Source organism: Pseudomonas sp. TE50-2, assembly GCF_040813665.1.
Classification (GTDB): domain Bacteria; phylum Pseudomonadota; class Gammaproteobacteria; order Pseudomonadales; family Pseudomonadaceae; genus Aquipseudomonas; species Aquipseudomonas soli.
In genome coordinates this window covers 4,955,001-4,971,170 of sequence record NZ_JBFNXN010000001.1, presented here as the reverse complement: position 1 = coordinate 4,971,170, position 16,170 = coordinate 4,955,001, and the positions used below count along the sequence as shown (strand labels likewise).

Genomic DNA, 16,170 nt, shown 5'->3' with positions numbered 1-16,170 from the left:
GTTGCAACAGGCTCCGCCATTCGTGCCACAAGCACGCGGCGCCCTCCTTTCACTGGCTCAAGGTCTCGAAACATGAACCTGAAATTCCGCCACAAGATCCTGCTCAGTGCCTGCGCCGTCGTGGTACTGGCCTTCGCCCTGTTCACCCTCTACAACGACTACCTGCAACGCAACACCATCCGCCAGAACATCGAGTCGTCGGTGCGCCAGGCCGGCGCGCAGACCGCCAGCAGCGTGCAGAACTGGATGAGCGGACGCATCCTGGTCCTGGAAAACCTGGCCCAGGACATCGCCCAGCAAGGCGCCGGCAGCAACGTGCCGGGCCTGGTCGACCAGCCGTCGTACACTAGTAACTTCCAGTTCACCTATTTCGGCCAGAACACCGGCCTGTTCACCCAGCGCCCCGATGCCAAGATGCCTGACGGCTACGACCCGCGTCAGCGCCCCTGGTACACCCAGGCCGTGGCCGCCAACCAGACGATGCTGACCCCGCCCTACATGGCCGCAGTGGGTGGCCTGGTGGTGACCATCGCCATGCCGGTCAAAGCCAAGTCCAGCGGCGAGCTGATCGGCGTGGTCGGCGGCGACCTGAGCCTGAACACCCTGGTCGACATCATCAACGCCGTCGACTTCGGCGGCCTTGGCCACGCCTTCCTGGTCGACCGCAATGGCCAGGTGATCGTCAGCCCGGACAAGGACCGGGTGATGAAGAACCTCAAGGACATCTACCCCGGCTCCCCGCTGCGTGTCGAATCCGGCATCCAGGAAGTCAGCCTCGATGGCAAGGACCGCATCATCTCCTTCGCCCCGGTGGACGGCCTGCCGTCGGCGCAGTGGTACATCGGCCTGTCGATCGATAAAGAAAAAGCCTACACCCCGCTGAGCCAGTTCCGTACCTCGGCCATCATCGCCATGCTCATTGCCGTGGCCGTCATCGCTGGCCTGCTCGGCCTGCTGATCCCGGTACTGATGCGCCCGCTGACCACCATGGGCCGCGCCATGCAGGACATCGCCGAAGGCGAAGGCGACCTGACCCGTCGCCTGACCGTCGAGCAGAAGGACGAGTTCGGCGAGCTGGCCACCTCGTTCAACCGTTTCGTCGAGCGTATCCACGCCTCGATCAGCGAAGTGTCCTCGGCTACCCGCCTGGTGCATGACCTGTCGGAAAAGGTCGTGGTCGCCTCCAATGCCTCGCTCACCGGTTCCGAAGAGCAGAGCATGCGCACCAACAGCGTCGCCGCGGCGATCAACGAGCTGGGCGCCGCCACCCAGGAAATCGCCCGCAACGCCGCCGACGCCTCGCAGCACGCCAGCGGCGCCAGCGAACAGGCCAACGGTGGCCGCCAGGTGGTCGAAGAGGCGATCAGCGCCATGACCGCCCTGTCCGAGCGCATCAGCGAGTCTTGCGAGCAAATCGAGACCCTCAACGCCAGCACCGACGAAATCGGCAAGATCCTCGACGTGATCAAGGGCATCTCCCAGCAGACCAACCTGCTGGCGCTCAACGCCGCCATCGAGGCCGCCCGTGCCGGTGAAGCCGGGCGTGGTTTCGCCGTGGTTGCCGACGAAGTGCGCAACCTGGCCCACCGCACCCAGGAATCGGCCGAAGAGATCCACCGCATGATCACCAGCCTGCAGGTCGGCTCGCGTGAGGCGGTGCACACCATGAACACCAGCCAGGTCTCCAGCGAAGAGACCGTGCAGGTGGCCAACGAGGCCGGTGAGCGCCTGGCCAGTGTCACCCAGCGTATCGGCGAGATCGACGGCATGAACCAGTCGGTGGCCACCGCCACCGAAGAGCAGACCGCCGTGGTCGAGAGCCTGAATCTGGACATCACCCAGATCAACGCGCTGAACCAGCAAGGGGTGGAGAACCTCAACGACACCCTGCGCCACTGCGACGCCCTGAGCCAGCAGGCCGGGCGCCTGAAGCAACTGGTGGGCAGCTTCCGCATCTGACCTGCCGCCCGCTCCTGCACCTGTTGCAGGAGCGGGCTCCCTCCGCGATCACGCCTTCGATCCCATCGGCGAATGCGCAGGCATTCTTCAGCTACTCCTTACTCGCCGACGAACGCCTGCACCTCGATCTCCACATCGACCCCCAATGCCAGCGCCGATGCCACCGTCGAACGCACCGGTAGCGCTGCGCCAAAGAACTCTTTGTAGACCTCGTTGAAGCCGGCGAAATGGCTCATGTCCGATAGCCAGACCGTGCATTTCACCACCTGGTCGAAACGCGCCCCACACACTGCCAGGCTCTCGGCGATACGTTCGCAGGCCGCTCGGGTCTGTGTCTGGATATCACCGCGTACCACCTCGCCACTGGCGCTCATCGGCACCTGGCCGGACAGGAACAGGAAGCCCCCGGCCTTCACTGCTCGGGAAAAAGGAAACGGCAGGCTGCTGGGAAAACGCTGGATGTCATTGCTCATGGAACGCTCCTTTCATGGTTGGCTGAATCGTGCCCGGGACAGTCGAGCGGGCCAGCTCCCGGTAAACCCACTCTGGTTAACCGTGGATTTTCAGGAGCGTACCGCCACAGCGTGGTTATAACCTAATAACGAACAAGTCTATTTGGCTATAAAAAAATCTATATGCTGGCACTCATCCGATCACGGGCAAGCTGGGCGTCGAGTAGCGTATGGATGTAGGTTCTTTCGGTTTCACCCTTGCGGGCCTGATCGTAGGCTTCATCGTCGGCATGACCGGCGTCGGCGGCGGTTCGCTGATGACCCCGATCCTGCTGTGGTTCGGCATCAACCCGGCCACCGCCGTGGGCACCGACCTGCTCTATGCCGCCATCACCAAAGCCAGCGGCGTCTGGGTGCATGGCCGCAACAAGAACATCGACTGGAAGATCACCGGCTGGCTGAGCCTGGGCAGCGTCCCGGCCGCCGCGCTGACCCTGTGGTTCCTCAGCACCCTGCACGCCGACACCTCGGCGCTCAACGCCATCATCAAGCAGGGCCTGGCGGTGGTGCTGATCCTCACCGCCCTGGCGATACTGTTCAAGTCGCGCCTGCAGGCCTTCGCCAGCAAGCACGCCGGCGACCACTACCACCTCAGCGACCGTACCCTGAACATCCTCACCGTGATCACCGGCGTGGTGCTGGGCGTGATGGTCACCCTCACCTCCATCGGCGCTGGCGCGCTGGGCACCGTGGCGCTGTTCCTGCTCTACCCGTTCCTGGTCACCCGCCGCCTGGTCGGCACCGAGATCGCCCACGCCGTGCCGCTGACCCTGGTGGCCGGCCTGGGTCATGCCGGCATGGGCAACATGGACTGGTCGCTGCTGGGCTACCTGCTGCTGGGATCGCTGCCGGGGATCTACCTGGGCAGCCACCTGACCGGGCGCATCTCCGACCGCGTGCTGCGACCTTGCCTGGCGACCATGCTGCTATTGATCGGCTACAAGCTGGCGTTCTGAGCCACACCTCACTGATAGAGGGCGCTACGCGCCCATCGCCGGCAAGCCGGCTCCCACAGGTACTGCGCATGATTTGCAGCCAAGGCTGAACTGTGGGAGCCGGCTTGCCGGCGATGCGGCGCGTCAGCGGCGCCTATGGGCACTCGGCTCGCCTCGACCTACTCCTGCACACGCCATAGCACCGGCCAGAACTGCGGTTTCACATACCCGCAGCGATCAAGCCGCGCCACGCGCTCGAGGCGCATGCGCTCACCGTCGTAACGCCACTGCTGGATCACCCCGCAACCACGCTCTACCTGGCTTTTGTCAGCGGCAAACAATTGACCGCTCTGTGCATCGAACGCTACATAGCCACTCAGACGCGGCGCCAGCAACGGCGTCGGCGCCTCGAAGGCCATTTCGCTGATCTGGTAGGGCGCGGCGCGGGATACCCGATACAGGTAATTGGCGCAGAACTCCCCACTGCACCCCACGTTGAGAATGACCAGGACATTGGCAGCGTCCAGCGGGTGCACCTCGTAATGGCTGTTACTCATCCCCGGCACATCGCCTTCGACATTCGCCTGGCGTTTTACCGTCCTGCCGATTTCATGGGCCTGCTCGTCGTTCATGCGCGGCGCGGCGACGAACTGTGGCAGCACCACGGTATCGGGAGCGCCAGGCACATCGGCAGCGGGCGCATCCCCCACTCTGACCAGGGCATCGGCATGCCCGACCCGGCCCTGCACGGCATCGATGGCCAACAGCGCGCCACTGAGCCCCTGCAAGGACGCGACCAGCTCGCCATCCTCGGTCAACGAACTCAGGCGTGCACCGTTGCGCAACCGACGTATAAGCGCCAGCGCCTCATCGTCCTTCAGCAGCAGGTCGAAGTCATATTCAAGCTGGATGCGCTGCCAGTTGGCCGACAGTGCCTGCCCATCGAGCAGCACCTGTTCCGCAAACGCCGGGCCCACGCGCAGGGTCAGTTCGAGCGCGCCCTGTGGCCCCGCCTCGCGCCTTATGATGGTCTGCAGCCCGGCCATCAGGTCGTCGTCGATCGCCATTACCGCGGCGCAGGCACGGGTGTTGTCGCAGCCAACCGCCCAGTCCTTGATCTGCCGGTACATCGGTACCGCCTCGAGCGGTGCCTGGGCGTTCTCCGCCTGCACGACCGATGGCGTCATGAGCGTCAGCAGCAATGCCGCACGCGGGTGTTTCATCCATTGCATGGCGTTATCCCTGAAGTCCGTTTCACACGCTCAGCCTTCACTGCGCCAGAGTACCGGCCAACTGTCGGTGCCCACTTCGGCACAGCGGTCCATCCGTGACAGCCTGAGCAAGCGCATGCGCATGCCATCGTAGCGCCAGCTTTCCTCCACCCCACAACTGCCGGGGTAGTCGTCCTTGGCATAGCTGTGAAGCTCGCCTTTGCCAGGGTAGAAGTCGATGGCGTCGCGCATCCGGCTGATCACCACCGGGCTCGATGGCGCCTCGAACTCCAGCGGCCCAAGAGTGTAAGGCGCTTCACGCGACACCTTGTACAACGCGTAGAGACAGTGGAAGTCATTGCAGTTGTAGCTGAGCAATGCCAGCGCATGCTGGTCGTCCAGGGCATGCAGCTCGAGCTTGGGAGCGACATCGTATTCGTTGATCAACTGGTTCTCGGCGGCCGCCTTGGTCATCACCACCTGGGTGATGCCCGCTTGCTCCTGCGCGCCAAGGGCCGTAGCTGCCACAAAGGCCGGCACCTGTGGCTTGGCCGGAGTTGGCAACTGCGCATCGGCAACGCTGTCGCCGGGGCGTATCAGCGCACTGTAGTGGCCGACCCGGCCCTGCACCGCATCCATCAACAGCAAGGCGGCGCTCAGCCCCTGCAGCGAACTCACCCGTTCCCCTGGCCGGGTGTCGTCCACCAGGCGCTGGCCATTGCGCAATTGCCGCAACACGGCATAGGCATCGGCGCCCTCCAGTTCCAGGGTGGTCTCGACACCGCGGGTCATGCGCCAGGGGGCGACCAGCAGCTGGCCGTCGAGCATGGGCTCGCCCGACCAGTCGGTGCTCCCCACCAGGGTCAGGTGCAGGTTGCCCCAGGCGCCCGCCTCACGTTGTACCAGCATGCCCACTCGCATCCGCTCCGGGTGATCGGCCAGGACCGCGGTGCAGAAGCGCGTGTTGTCGCAGCCTACAATCCAGTCCTTGATCTCCCGGTATACCGGTACCGGCTCTGGTTCCGCCGCGGCGGCCAGGCCCGGCAGCAACGCCAGCCCCAGGGCCAGCCAGTTCCATGTTGTTGCGCGCATCGTGCTGCATTCCTGTCTTGGCTGTGAAAGCCTCGTTCCAGAGGCGGCGCAATGATTCCACAGTTCAACGGCCAGGTGCGCAAAATCGGCAGTGGTGATTGCGCCGCCTGATCTGGCAGTATCGAATGCCCTAACGCCAGAGCCGCCGTCATGTCCGCTACCGTCAGCCCGTTGCTGCTTGCCCTGCGCGAAGGTACCCGCGCCTGCCACCAGAGGCTGGAAGCGCGGCTGCCTTTCTTCAGCGAGGGCTTCGACCGCGCGGCCTACGCCGACCTGCTCGGGGCCTACCACGGCTTTCATGCCCCACTGGATTTACTGCTGGGCGCCTACCAGAGCGCCGAACGGCACAAGACACCCACCCTGTCACGCGACCTGGGCGCCCTGGCCATCGATATCGAAGCGCTGCCCCGGTGCCACGCCCTGCCTCGCATCGATGATGAAGCCAGCGCGCTTGGGGTGATGTATGTACTGGAAGGCTCCACGCTCGGTGGGCAGGTGCTCAAGCGGGCCATGGCCGAACGCCTGGGTATCGACGCCGACAACGGTGGCGCGTTCCTCGACGTCTACGGCCCGCTGACCGGCGCACGCTGGCGCAGCTTCCTCGAGCGGCTGGCTGGCGCCACCCCGGAGCCGACCGCCCAGGCCCGGACGGTAGAAGCCGCTGTAGACACATTCATCTGCTTCGAACAGTGGCTCGAAGAACGACGGGTACTGGCCTGCTGAACTCCTTCACCGACGGCACTGGTGCAACAGCGACGTTACCAGTGGCGTCATCGCGATGGCCACCGCGCACAAGCCACCGCACAACAGCGCAAAGCCCAGCGCCCGCAACGGGTGCAAGGTATTGAAGAACGCCAGTACCAGCAGCACCAGCACCAGCGCCAGCCAGTAGCGAACTGCCGCCCTTGGAATGGCCACCATCAGCAGGTTGAAGAGCACGAAGGCGTAGAACACCAACATCGTCGCCAAGCCGACGCTGACACCTCGCGCCATCGGCGGGCCGACATGCTGCCGGTACAGATCGAAGCCAAGGCTCAAGATAAAGGGAAAAGCCACACACACCAGTGCGTGCAGCAGGAAGCGGGAAAGCAACGGCAACATTCGTCCTTGATCCTGGAGTCGGCCAAGGGTTGTGTATGGCCGTAAATGAAGGAGAAGAACTTAAGGGGGCAGACATTCTGGCACAAGCCTGGGAGAACCGGGCCGCACCTGCGGCCCTTCTACCAGAGCGCTAGTCTGGCTCTTCGTAAGTGACCCGGCCCAATGACCAGGGCTCTACGATTTCACTCACAATGTTGCGCAGCAATGACCCCCATCCTTTCCGATTGTGTGCACCGGGCCCCATCAGCCTCAACATCAAGTACTCGTCCAGATACTCGTCATAGGCATAAATAAGCCAATAGTCGTTTTCGGGATCATCGACGCAATGTGTTCGACGAAATGGCTCGTCGATTGACGCCCAACGCAACATAACCGGTTGCGACGTGGCCAGATGGATATGGTGAAGCTGGAATTTATCCTCGAGTAGTTCGTCCCTACCAAACGTCTTTGGCTGAATTCCACCTACTTTGTAGGCATGGAAATCGACATAGAGATCGTACCAATCTTCAAATCCCAGCTTGAACAGCTCAGAGACTTTGACAGACGGCACGGCCCCCTCACTTGGTTACAGGCAGCTTTCCATGCTTTTCGACATAATCAAGCAGCGCCTCGCTTGACCGGGCACCTTGGCGAAGGACCTCTTCGTCACTTTTGCCACTTCGCTTTTGCTTGGGAACAAAGGTATTGTCCTGCTTTGCTGGCGCGTATCGAGCCATGACTACCTCCAGTACGCTGATGAATTGATGCTACGTGCTCCGGCCGCCGGCCTCAAATGTCTTGCGACTATCGGAGGCCCCTGCACTCGCCACAATCGAAAGCGTAGTTCGCCACTCCAGTCACTGGCCGTGGGATTTGCAACAGATCCTTTCATCACGCCCTGCACCATACTGTCGAACACCACCCTTCTGCGAGCCCCGACATGAACGTCATTGCCTGTGATCTGCACCACCTGGACACCGCCGCGGATCTCTTCAACCAGTACCGGATGTTCTACCAGGAGGCAGATGACCTCCCCACTTCCCGTGCATTCCTCAAGGCCAACCTCGAAACCGGCAACTCGCGGATCTACCTGCTGCTGGACGACGAGGGTCAGGCCATCGCCTTTGCCCAACTGTACCCGGCCACCTGCTCGCTGGCGATGAAGCGCTTCTACTGGCTGTATGACCTGTTCGTCGTCCCCCACGCCCGCAGGGGCGGTCATGCCCGTTACCTGATGCAGCAACTGATCGGGATCTTCCAGGCCGAGGGCGCGCAGCGGTTGAGCCTGGATACCGCCAGGAGCAACCTTGCCGCCCAGGCGCTGTATGAATCGTTGGGGTATGAGGCCGAGCAGGAATTCGTGACCTATCACAAGGTGCTCGATTGCTGAAGCTAGCCATGGGAGCTTCGATATCCGCTTTCGCTCAGCGCGAGGGAGGCAGCCATACGCGGGTGTGCAAGACCGTGGAGTAGGAACCCGGCTGGCCCGAAGGCCTCCCACGTATAGCCGCCATTGAGCGACCTGGACCACATCCTCGGGCTTGCACACCCGGTCGTTGAATTGGCAACGACAGGTCGAGACTAAGGAATGCGGCTGGCCAGAACAACAGCTGAAAGGCCGCAAAAGCATGCTTGGGAAACGTCCTACATGAAATTGGGAAAGTCTTAGTAATCCGCTTGAAACAACAGTTCTCACCTCATCGCGGGCAAGCCCGCTCCCACGCCCCAAACTGCTCTCTGCCCCGCAAGTCAGGACAATTTCTGAATTCCCTGTACACGAAATATCTACTAAAGGTTTATATTCCGCCCGCCGAAACAGAAAAGGTAGCAAGTGGCCAGCACCCTAGTGAAGCGGCCATGTACACCCTTCACAATCACGGATGGGCGTCACAATGAAAATAAAAAACAAACTGATCCTGGCCTTCGTACTGGTGGCCTTCATCCCGGTCGCCCTGGTTGGCGGCATCTCGGTGCTGAACATCCGCAGCGAGGCGGTCGATCAGTTCCTCGACGGCAGCACCCGGGAAATTCGCCAGATCGACGGCAACATGCGCCAGTTCTTTGATGGCACGCTGCAGAACGTCGATCAGATGGCCAAGGATCCTGTATACACCTCGGTCACCTCGCTCAAGGACTACACCGGCGCCGATGCAGCCCGCCAGCCGATGCCCGAGGCTGCACAACAGGTCATCGACACCTTCGCCCGCTACGGCACCACTCACCCGGCAGCGGCGATCCTTTCAATCGGCCTGGAAGACGGCAGCTACGCCAAATGGCCGGATGACCCACAGTTGGCCAAGTACGACCCGCGCACCCGCCCCTGGTACAAGGCCGCCATGGCCAGCCCGGACAAGACGGTGCGCACCGCCGCGTACTACTACGACAAGGACGACGTGGCCCTGGTCGGCACCGCCCGCGCGCTGCTCGACGCGGCCGGCAAGGCCAAGGGCGTGTTCGTGGTCAGCGTGTCGCTGAAGAACCTCACCGAGCTGGTCAAGAGCATCAAGCTGGGCGACAGCGGCTACGTGATGCTGATCGAGGACGGCACCGTGCTGGTCGACCCGCGCAACGCCGGGCACAGTTTCAAGCAGCTCAAGGATCTCGGCGCGCCGTATACGGCGTTGGCCGCCACCGAGCAAGGCGCCACCGAGGTGGTGATCGATGGCGTGCGCTACATGGCCAATGTGTGGACCTCCCCAGGCCTGGGCTGGCGCTTCGTCGGGCTGATCGAGTACGACGAGGTCATGGCCGCGGCCACACGCATGACCTATGTCACGGCAGTGATCGTGGTGCTGCTGGCGCTGATCTTCGCCGGGGTGGCGGCAGCGTTCTCGCGGGTGATCGTCAAGCCCATCGGCCAGGTGAGCACCGGCCTGCAGTCGATCGCCGAGGGTGAAGGCGACCTGCGCCGCGACCTGCAGGTTCAGGGCAAGGACGAAACCGCCGAGCTGGCCGGCTGGTTCAACAAGTTCCTCGCCGCCATCCGCCAGCTGATCCAGCGCATCGGCGCGGCCTCGACCAACCTGCACGAAGCCTCGCGCAGCAACAGCGAAATGGCCGGTAACATGAACGAGGCCGCCGGTCGCCAGCGCGAGGCGGTGGAGCTGGTGTCCACCGCCTTCAACGAGATGGTCGCCACCGCCAACGAAGTGGCGCGTTCGTGCAGCAGCGCCGCAGATGCCGCCGAACAGGGTCACCGCCGCGTGGCCGAGGGCAAGCAGCAGATCGAAGCGACCACCGACAACGTCAACCGCCTGGGCCGACGCCTGAGCGAGTCGTCCCAGGCCATGGTCGAACTGGAAGAAGGCAGCCGCAGCATCAACCAGATCCTCGGCACCATCCGCGCCATCGCCGAGCAGACCAACCTGCTGGCGCTCAACGCCGCCATCGAGGCCGCCCGGGCTGGCGACCAGGGCCGTGGTTTTGCCGTGGTGGCCGACGAGGTACGGGCGCTGGCCAAACGCACCGCCGACTCTACCGGCGAGATCGACCAGTTGCTCAATACCCTCGGCGGCAAGACCCATGAAGTTTCGCAGAAGATGGAAAGCTGCCTGGACCTGTCGCGGGCTAGCGTTTCATCGATCGAGAATGCCCGTGACAGCTTCGAAGGCATCCAGCTCTCGGTGAACGAGATCCGCGACCAGAACCTGCAGATTTCAGCGGCCGCCGAGGAGCAGCACAGCGTGGCCGAGGAGATCAATCGGCATATCCAGCAGATCTACGACGAGGCACGGCTGGTAGAGGGGCTGGCCAGCTCTGCACAGGCCGACTCTGGCAGGCTGGCACAGCTGTCGGATGAGCTGAACGGGTTGGTGGGGCGCTTCAAGTCGTAAGACATCCAGCAGTTGGGGCCGCCAGGCGGCCCTTTTGCCGCGGTTCGTCGCCCGCGATGGCGTCAGCCCGCCCTGGGCAAATCGGCCAACACCCCTTCGATCTCCCCTAGCACCGCCGGATCATCCAGCGTCGATGGCGCCGTGTAGTCCTGGCCATCGGCGATCTTGCGCAGCACCGCCCGCAGGATCTTGCCAGAGCGGGTCTTGGGCAGGCGCTTGACCAGGCGCACGCGGTTGAAGCAGGCCAGTGCGCCGATCTGTTCGCGCACATCCGCCACCAACTCGCCCTGCAGTTGCGCCTCGCCAATGCCCTGCCCGTCCTTGAGTACCACCAGCGCCAATGGCACCTGGCCTTTGATCTCGTCGTGCACACCAATCACCGCGCACTCGGCCACCGCCGGATGACGCGCCACCAGGTCCTCCATTTCCCCGGTCGACAAGCGATGCCCCGAGACATTGATCACGTCATCGGTGCGCCCCATGATGTAGACGAAGCCGTCTTCATCCAGGTAGCCGCCGTCGCCGGTGTGGTAGTAACCGGGGTAGCCCTGCAGGTAGGCCTGCAGGTAGCGCTGGTGATCGCCCCAGAGCGTCTGGCTGCAACCCGGCGGCAATGGCAGGGCGATCACGATGGCGCCCTGCTGATTGGGCCCCAACGGCTTGCCTTCGTCATCCAGCACCTGCACGTGGTACCCCGGCACCGCCCGATTGCTCGAGCCCGGCCGCGCCGCGCTGCCTTCGAGCCCGACACAGGGCGCAGTCACCGGCCAGCCGGTCTCGGTCTGCCACCAATGGTCGTGCACCGGCTTGCCGCTGACCCGCTCGAGCCATTCATGGGTACTGGAGTCGAGTTTCTCCCCGGCCAGGAACAGCTGGCGCAACGAATCGAGATTGTGACGGCGGATCAGCGCGCCTTCCGGGTCTTCCTTGCGGATGGCGCGCATGGCGGTGGGCGCGCAGAACAAGCCATTGACCTGGTATTGTTCCACCACCCGCCAGTAGGCCGAGGCGTCCGGCGTGCGGATCGGCTTGCCCTCGTAGAACACCGTGGTGCACCCGTTCATCAGTGGCCCGTACACGATCAGCGAATGGCCCACCACCCAGCCGACGTCCGAGATCCCCCACCATACATCCCCAGCCTGCATGCCGTAGACATGACGCATGGCATAACACAACGCCACTGCGTTGCCGCCATTTTCGCGGACGATACCCTTGGGTTTGCCGGTGGTGCCGGAGGTGTACATGATGTACAGCGGATCGCCGGCGTCCAGTTCAACGGGGGCGACCGGCTCGGCCCCGAGCAAGGCCTGCTGCCAGTCCAGATCACGCCTGGGCTGCAGTTCGGCGCTCGCCTGCGGGCGCTGCAACACCAGCACATGCCGCGGTTGGTGGCGAGCCAGCTGCAGGGCGCGATCGACCAGCGGCTTGTACTCGATCACGCGGTCGAACTCCAGGCCGCAGGAAGCCGTCAGTAGCAGGGCCGGCCGTGCATCGTCGATGCGCAGGGCCAGCTCGTTCGCGGCGAAGCCGCCGAACACTACGGAATGCACCGCACCAATGCGGGCGCAGGCGAGCATCGCCATGGCGGCCTGGGGCACCATCGGCATGTAGATGATCACGCCATCGCCCTTGCGCACCCCCAACGAACGCAACAGCCCCGCCAAGCGGGCCACTTCATCACGCAGCTGGTGATAGGTGAACGTCTGTTGCACGCCAGTCACTGGCGAGTCGTAGATCAGCGCCAGTTGTTCACCGCGCCCCTGCTCGATCTGATGGTCAAGGGCCAGGTAGCAACTGTTGAGGCGGCCATCGGCGAACCAGCGGTGGGTACCATCGGCGTTCTGCTGCAAGGTGACGGTCGGCTTGCGCTGCCAGGCGAGCTGTTCGGCCTGGGCCTGCCAGAAGCTGGCGGGTTCGGAAATGGAATGGGCGTAGCTGTGCTGATAGGTCATTGGTTCGCAACCCGGTACTTGTTGTTATAGAAGGGCGAATCTTGAGTATGGACCGGGGCCGGCCAGCCGCCATCGGACTTAAGTCGCAACCCATATGCAGATTTGCCGCACCCAAGCGCCTACAATGGCCGGTCACGTCAAGCGAACAATCCCATGCATACCCTCGAAGACCTGCGCGCCGGTCGCCTGCACGGCATCACGCGACTGAATCTCTGCCAGCACCTGACCCATTTTCCCCAGGAGATCTTCGCACTTGGCGACAGCCTCGAAGTGCTCGACCTGAGCGGCAACAGGCTGAGCGAACTGCCCGAGGACCTGCACCGCCTGAACCGGCTCAAGGTGCTGTTCTGCTCCAACAATCAGTTCACCCACCTGCCCCACGCCATCGACAGCTGCCAGGCCCTGGAAACCGTAGGTTTCAAAAGCAACCGTATCAGCCGGGTCGATGCCCAGGCCCTGCCACACTCCACTGAAGCAACTGGCTGAACGCTGCCAGCAGGCCGACGTATTGGCCCGTCCTGCCTCAATGAATTGGTGGCGCTGTGGGAGATCGTCACTGACAAGGCGATGAAGCCTGGCCTGAACATTCGTGGGAGCGGCGTTCCAACTAGCCCGCTCCCACAACAGAGGAGGTTGACTTGCCAAACGCGCAAAAGACAAAACCCCTACCTGCTCGCGCAGATAGGGGTTTTGCGAAATGAATCTTGACGATGACCTACTCTCACATGGGGAAACCCCACACTACCATCGGCGATGCATCGTTTCACTGCTGAGTTCGGGATGGGATCAGGTGGTTCCAATGCTCTATGGTCGTCAAGAAATTCGGTTGCCAGTACGTCTTTGCAGACATGCCAGCCAATTCGGATATGCGATATTTGTGGTTCGTCGCGAACTTTCGGTTCGTTTCGTCTTCACCACCGCAATTTGGCCTCAGCGCAAATTGCTTGGGTGTTATATGGTCAAGCCTCACGGGCAATTAGTATTGGTTAGCTCAACGCCTCACAGCGCTTACACACCCAACCTATCAACGTCGTAGTCTTCGACGGCCCTTCAGGGAGCTCAAGGCTCCAGTGAGATCTCATCTTGAGGCAAGTTTCCCGCTTAGATGCTTTCAGCGGTTATCTCTTCCGAACATAGCTACCCGGCAATGCCACTGGCGTGACAACCGGAACACCAGAGGTTCGTCCACTCCGGTCCTCTCGTACTAGGAGCAGCCCCTCTCAAATCTCAAACGTCCACGGCAGATAGGGACCGAACTGTCTCACGACGTTCTAAACCCAGCTCGCGTACCACTTTAAATGGCGAACAGCCATACCCTTGGGACCGGCTTCAGCCCCAGGATGTGATGAGCCGACATCGAGGTGCCAAACACCGCCGTCGATATGAACTCTTGGGCGGTATCAGCCTGTTATCCCCGGAGTACCTTTTATCCGTTGAGCGATGGCCCTTCCATACAGAACCACCGGATCACTAAGACCTACTTTCGTACCTGCTCGACGTGTGTGTCTCGCAGTCAAGCGCGCTTTTGCCTTTATACTCTACGACCGATTTCCGACCGGTCTGAGCGCACCTTCGTACTCCTCCGTTACTCTTTGGGAGGAGACCGCCCCAGTCAAACTACCCACCATACACTGTCCTCGATCCGGATAACGGACCTGAGTTAGAACCTCAAGGTTGCCAGGGTGGTATTTCAAGGATGGCTCCATGAGAACTGGCGTCCCCACTTCAAAGCCTCCCACCTATCCTACACAAGCAAGCTCAAAGTCCAGTGCAAAGCTATAGTAAAGGTTCACGGGGTCTTTCCGTCTAGCCGCGGATACACTGCATCTTCACAGCGATTTCAATTTCACTGAGTCTCGGGTGGAGACAGCGCCGCCATCGTTACGCCATTCGTGCAGGTCGGAACTTACCCGACAAGGAATTTCGCTACCTTAGGACCGTTATAGTTACGGCCGCCGTTTACCGGGGCTTCGATCAAGAGCTTCGCTTGCGCTAACCCCATCAATTAACCTTCCGGCACCGGGCAGGCGTCACACCCTATACGTCCACTTTCGTGTTTGCAGAGTGCTGTGTTTTTAATAAACAGTCGCAGCGGCCTGGTATCTTCGACCGGCGTGGGCTTACGCAGCAAGTGCTTCACCCTCACCGGCGCACCTTCTCCCGAAGTTACGGTGCCATTTTGCCTAGTTCCTTCACCCGAGTTCTCTCAAGCGCCTTGGTATTCTCTACCTAACCACCTGTGTCGGTTTGGGGTACGGTTCCCAGTTATCTGAAGCTTAGGAGCTTTTCTTGGAAGCATGGCATCAACCACTTCGCGCTCTAGTGAGCACTCGTCATCAGCTCTCGGCCTTAAGATCCCGGATTTGCCTAAGATCTCAGCCTACCACCTTAAACTTGGACAACCAACGCCAAGCTGGCCTAGCCTTCTCCGTCCCTCCATCGCAATAACTGGAAGTACAGGAATATTAACCTGTTTTCCATCGACTACGCTTTTCAGCCTCGCCTTAGGGACCGACTAACCCTGCGTCGATTAACGTTGCGCAGGAAACCTTGGTCTTTCGGCGTGCGAGTTTTTCACTCGCATTGTCGTTACTCATGTCAGCATTCGCACTTCTGATACCTCCAGCAAGCTTCTCAACTCACCTTCACAGGCTTACAGAACGCTCCTCTACCGCATCATCATAAGATGATACCCGTAGCTTCGGTGCATGGTTTGAGCCCCGTTACATCTTCCGCGCAGGCCGACTCGACTAGTGAGCTATTACGCTTTCTTTAAAGGGTGGCTGCTTCTAAGCCAACCTCCTAGCTGTCTAAGCCTTCCCACATCGTTTCCCACTTAACCATGACTTTGGGACCTTAGCTGACGGTCTGGGTTGTTTCCCTTTTCACGACGGACGTTAGCACCCGCCGTGTGTCTCCCATGCTCGGCACTTGTAGGTATTCGGAGTTTGCATCGGTTTGGTAAGTCGGGATGACCCCCTAGCCGAAACAGTGCTCTACCCCCTACAGTGATACATGAGGCGCTACCTAAATAGCTTTCGAGGAGAACCAGCTATCTCCGAGCTTGATTAGCCTTTCACTCCGATCCACAGGTCATCCGCTAACTTTTCAACGGTAGTCGGTTCGGTCCTCCAGTCAGTGTTACCTAACCTTCAACCTGCCCATGGATAGATCGCCCGGTTTCGGGTCTATACCCAGCGACTAAAGCGCCCTATTAAGACTCGCTTTCGCTACGCCTCCCCTATTCGGTTAAGCTCGCCACTGAATATAAGTCGCTGACCCATTATACAAAAGGTACGCAGTCACCTAACAAAGTAGGCTCCCACTGCTTGTACGCATACGGTTTCAGGTTCTATTTCACTCCCCTCTCCGGGGTTCTTTTCGCCTTTCCCTCACGGTACTGGTTCACTATCGGTCAGTCAGTAGTATTTAGCCTTGGAGGATGGTCCCCCCATGTTCAGACAAAGTTTCTCGTGCTCCGTCCTACTCGATTTCACTGGCAAGAGATTTTCGTGTACGGGGCTATCACCCACTATGGCCGCACTTTCCAGAGCGTTCCACTAATCTCAAACCAGCTTAAGGGCTGGTCCCCGTTC

13 protein-coding genes and 2 rRNA genes (1 of these 15 cut by a window edge) are annotated in these 16,170 nt (G+C 61.3%); 6 read left to right on the top strand and 9 right to left on the bottom strand.

From position 1 onward, the window contains the following. Nucleotides 1-72 precede the first annotated feature (72 nt). Entirely contained in the window at nt 73-1,959 is a 1,887-nt protein-coding gene (gene mcpA / locus AAHK21_RS22725; RefSeq protein WP_367858399.1) for a methyl-accepting chemotaxis protein McpA, read from the top strand. 98 nt (nt 1,960-2,057) lie between these two features. On the opposite strand, the gene AAHK21_RS22720 is transcribed toward mcpA, so the two are convergent. Beyond that, nucleotides 2,058-2,432, bottom strand: a complete 375-nt coding sequence (locus AAHK21_RS22720) for a RidA family protein (protein ID WP_094011271.1) — start codon at nt 2,430-2,432, stop codon at nt 2,058-2,060. 209 nt (nt 2,433-2,641) lie between these two features. Here AAHK21_RS22720 and AAHK21_RS22715 point away from each other — a divergent pair, with 209 nt between their 5' ends. Next, on the top strand, nt 2,642-3,427 hold the full coding sequence (locus tag AAHK21_RS22715; RefSeq protein WP_046854865.1) for a sulfite exporter TauE/SafE family protein: 786 nt from the start codon (nt 2,642-2,644) through the stop codon (nt 3,425-3,427). 158 nt (nt 3,428-3,585) lie between these two features. On the opposite strand, the gene AAHK21_RS22710 is transcribed toward AAHK21_RS22715, so the two are convergent. Together AAHK21_RS22710 and AAHK21_RS22705 are read right to left on the bottom strand one after the other, a co-directional pair. Further along, a complete protein-coding gene (locus AAHK21_RS22710) occupies nt 3,586-4,638 on the bottom strand; it encodes a DUF1176 domain-containing protein (RefSeq protein ID WP_367858398.1) in 1,053 nt (350 codons plus the stop codon). Nucleotides 4,639-4,668: 30 nt separating this feature from the next. Then, a complete protein-coding gene (locus AAHK21_RS22705; protein ID WP_367858397.1) occupies nt 4,669-5,709 on the bottom strand; it encodes a DUF1176 domain-containing protein in 1,041 nt (346 codons plus the stop codon). 150 nt (nt 5,710-5,859) lie between these two features. Between AAHK21_RS22705 and AAHK21_RS22700 the strand changes: the two genes are divergently transcribed. Next, the gene (locus tag AAHK21_RS22700) at nt 5,860-6,432 is read left to right on the top strand and encodes a biliverdin-producing heme oxygenase (protein WP_367858396.1); all 573 of its coding nucleotides are present in this window, start codon (nt 5,860-5,862) and stop codon (nt 6,430-6,432) included. A 6-nt stretch (nt 6,433-6,438) separates the two neighbouring features. Here AAHK21_RS22700 and AAHK21_RS22695 read toward each other — a convergent pair whose 3' ends face one another. From AAHK21_RS22695 to AAHK21_RS22685, 3 genes are all read right to left on the bottom strand, one after another. Then, nucleotides 6,439-6,810 carry a hypothetical protein gene (locus tag AAHK21_RS22695; protein ID WP_046854861.1) on the bottom strand — a complete coding sequence of 124 codons (372 nt, stop codon included), beginning with the start codon at nt 6,808-6,810 and terminating at the stop codon, nt 6,439-6,441. Nucleotides 6,811-6,940: 130 nt separating this feature from the next. Then, nucleotides 6,941-7,360, bottom strand: a complete 420-nt coding sequence (locus tag AAHK21_RS22690) for a type II toxin-antitoxin system YafO family toxin (protein WP_367858395.1) — start codon at nt 7,358-7,360, stop codon at nt 6,941-6,943. A gap of 7 nt (nt 7,361-7,367) precedes the next feature. Beyond that, nucleotides 7,368-7,526, bottom strand: a complete 159-nt coding sequence (locus AAHK21_RS22685; RefSeq protein ID WP_156177521.1) for a hypothetical protein — start codon at nt 7,524-7,526, stop codon at nt 7,368-7,370. 203 nt (nt 7,527-7,729) lie between these two features. Here AAHK21_RS22685 and AAHK21_RS22680 point away from each other — a divergent pair, with 203 nt between their 5' ends. Next, a complete protein-coding gene (locus tag AAHK21_RS22680) occupies nt 7,730-8,179 on the top strand; it encodes a GNAT family N-acetyltransferase (protein WP_367858394.1) in 450 nt (149 codons plus the stop codon). A 502-nt stretch (nt 8,180-8,681) separates the two neighbouring features. Continuing rightward, nucleotides 8,682-10,622: a methyl-accepting chemotaxis protein gene (locus AAHK21_RS22675; protein WP_367858393.1), complete on the top strand. Its 1,941-nt coding sequence runs from the start codon at nt 8,682-8,684 to the stop codon at nt 10,620-10,622. Nucleotides 10,623-10,684: 62 nt separating this feature from the next. Here AAHK21_RS22675 and AAHK21_RS22670 read toward each other — a convergent pair whose 3' ends face one another. Next, complete coding sequence (locus AAHK21_RS22670; protein ID WP_367858392.1) at nt 10,685-12,574, bottom strand: propionyl-CoA synthetase; 1,890 nt, start codon at nt 12,572-12,574, stop codon at nt 10,685-10,687. A 153-nt stretch (nt 12,575-12,727) separates the two neighbouring features. Here AAHK21_RS22670 and AAHK21_RS22665 point away from each other — a divergent pair, with 153 nt between their 5' ends. Further along, nucleotides 12,728-13,060, top strand: coding sequence for a leucine-rich repeat domain-containing protein (locus AAHK21_RS22665; protein ID WP_367858391.1), 333 nt, complete (start codon nt 12,728-12,730; stop codon nt 13,058-13,060). Between the two features lie 216 nt (nt 13,061-13,276). Here the strand turns inward: AAHK21_RS22665 and rrf are convergent. Continuing rightward, a 5S ribosomal RNA gene (gene rrf / locus AAHK21_RS22660) occupies nt 13,277-13,392 on the bottom strand. A 137-nt stretch (nt 13,393-13,529) separates the two neighbouring features. Next, a 23S ribosomal RNA gene (locus AAHK21_RS22655) occupies nt 13,530-16,170 on the bottom strand; it runs 253 nt beyond the window's last position.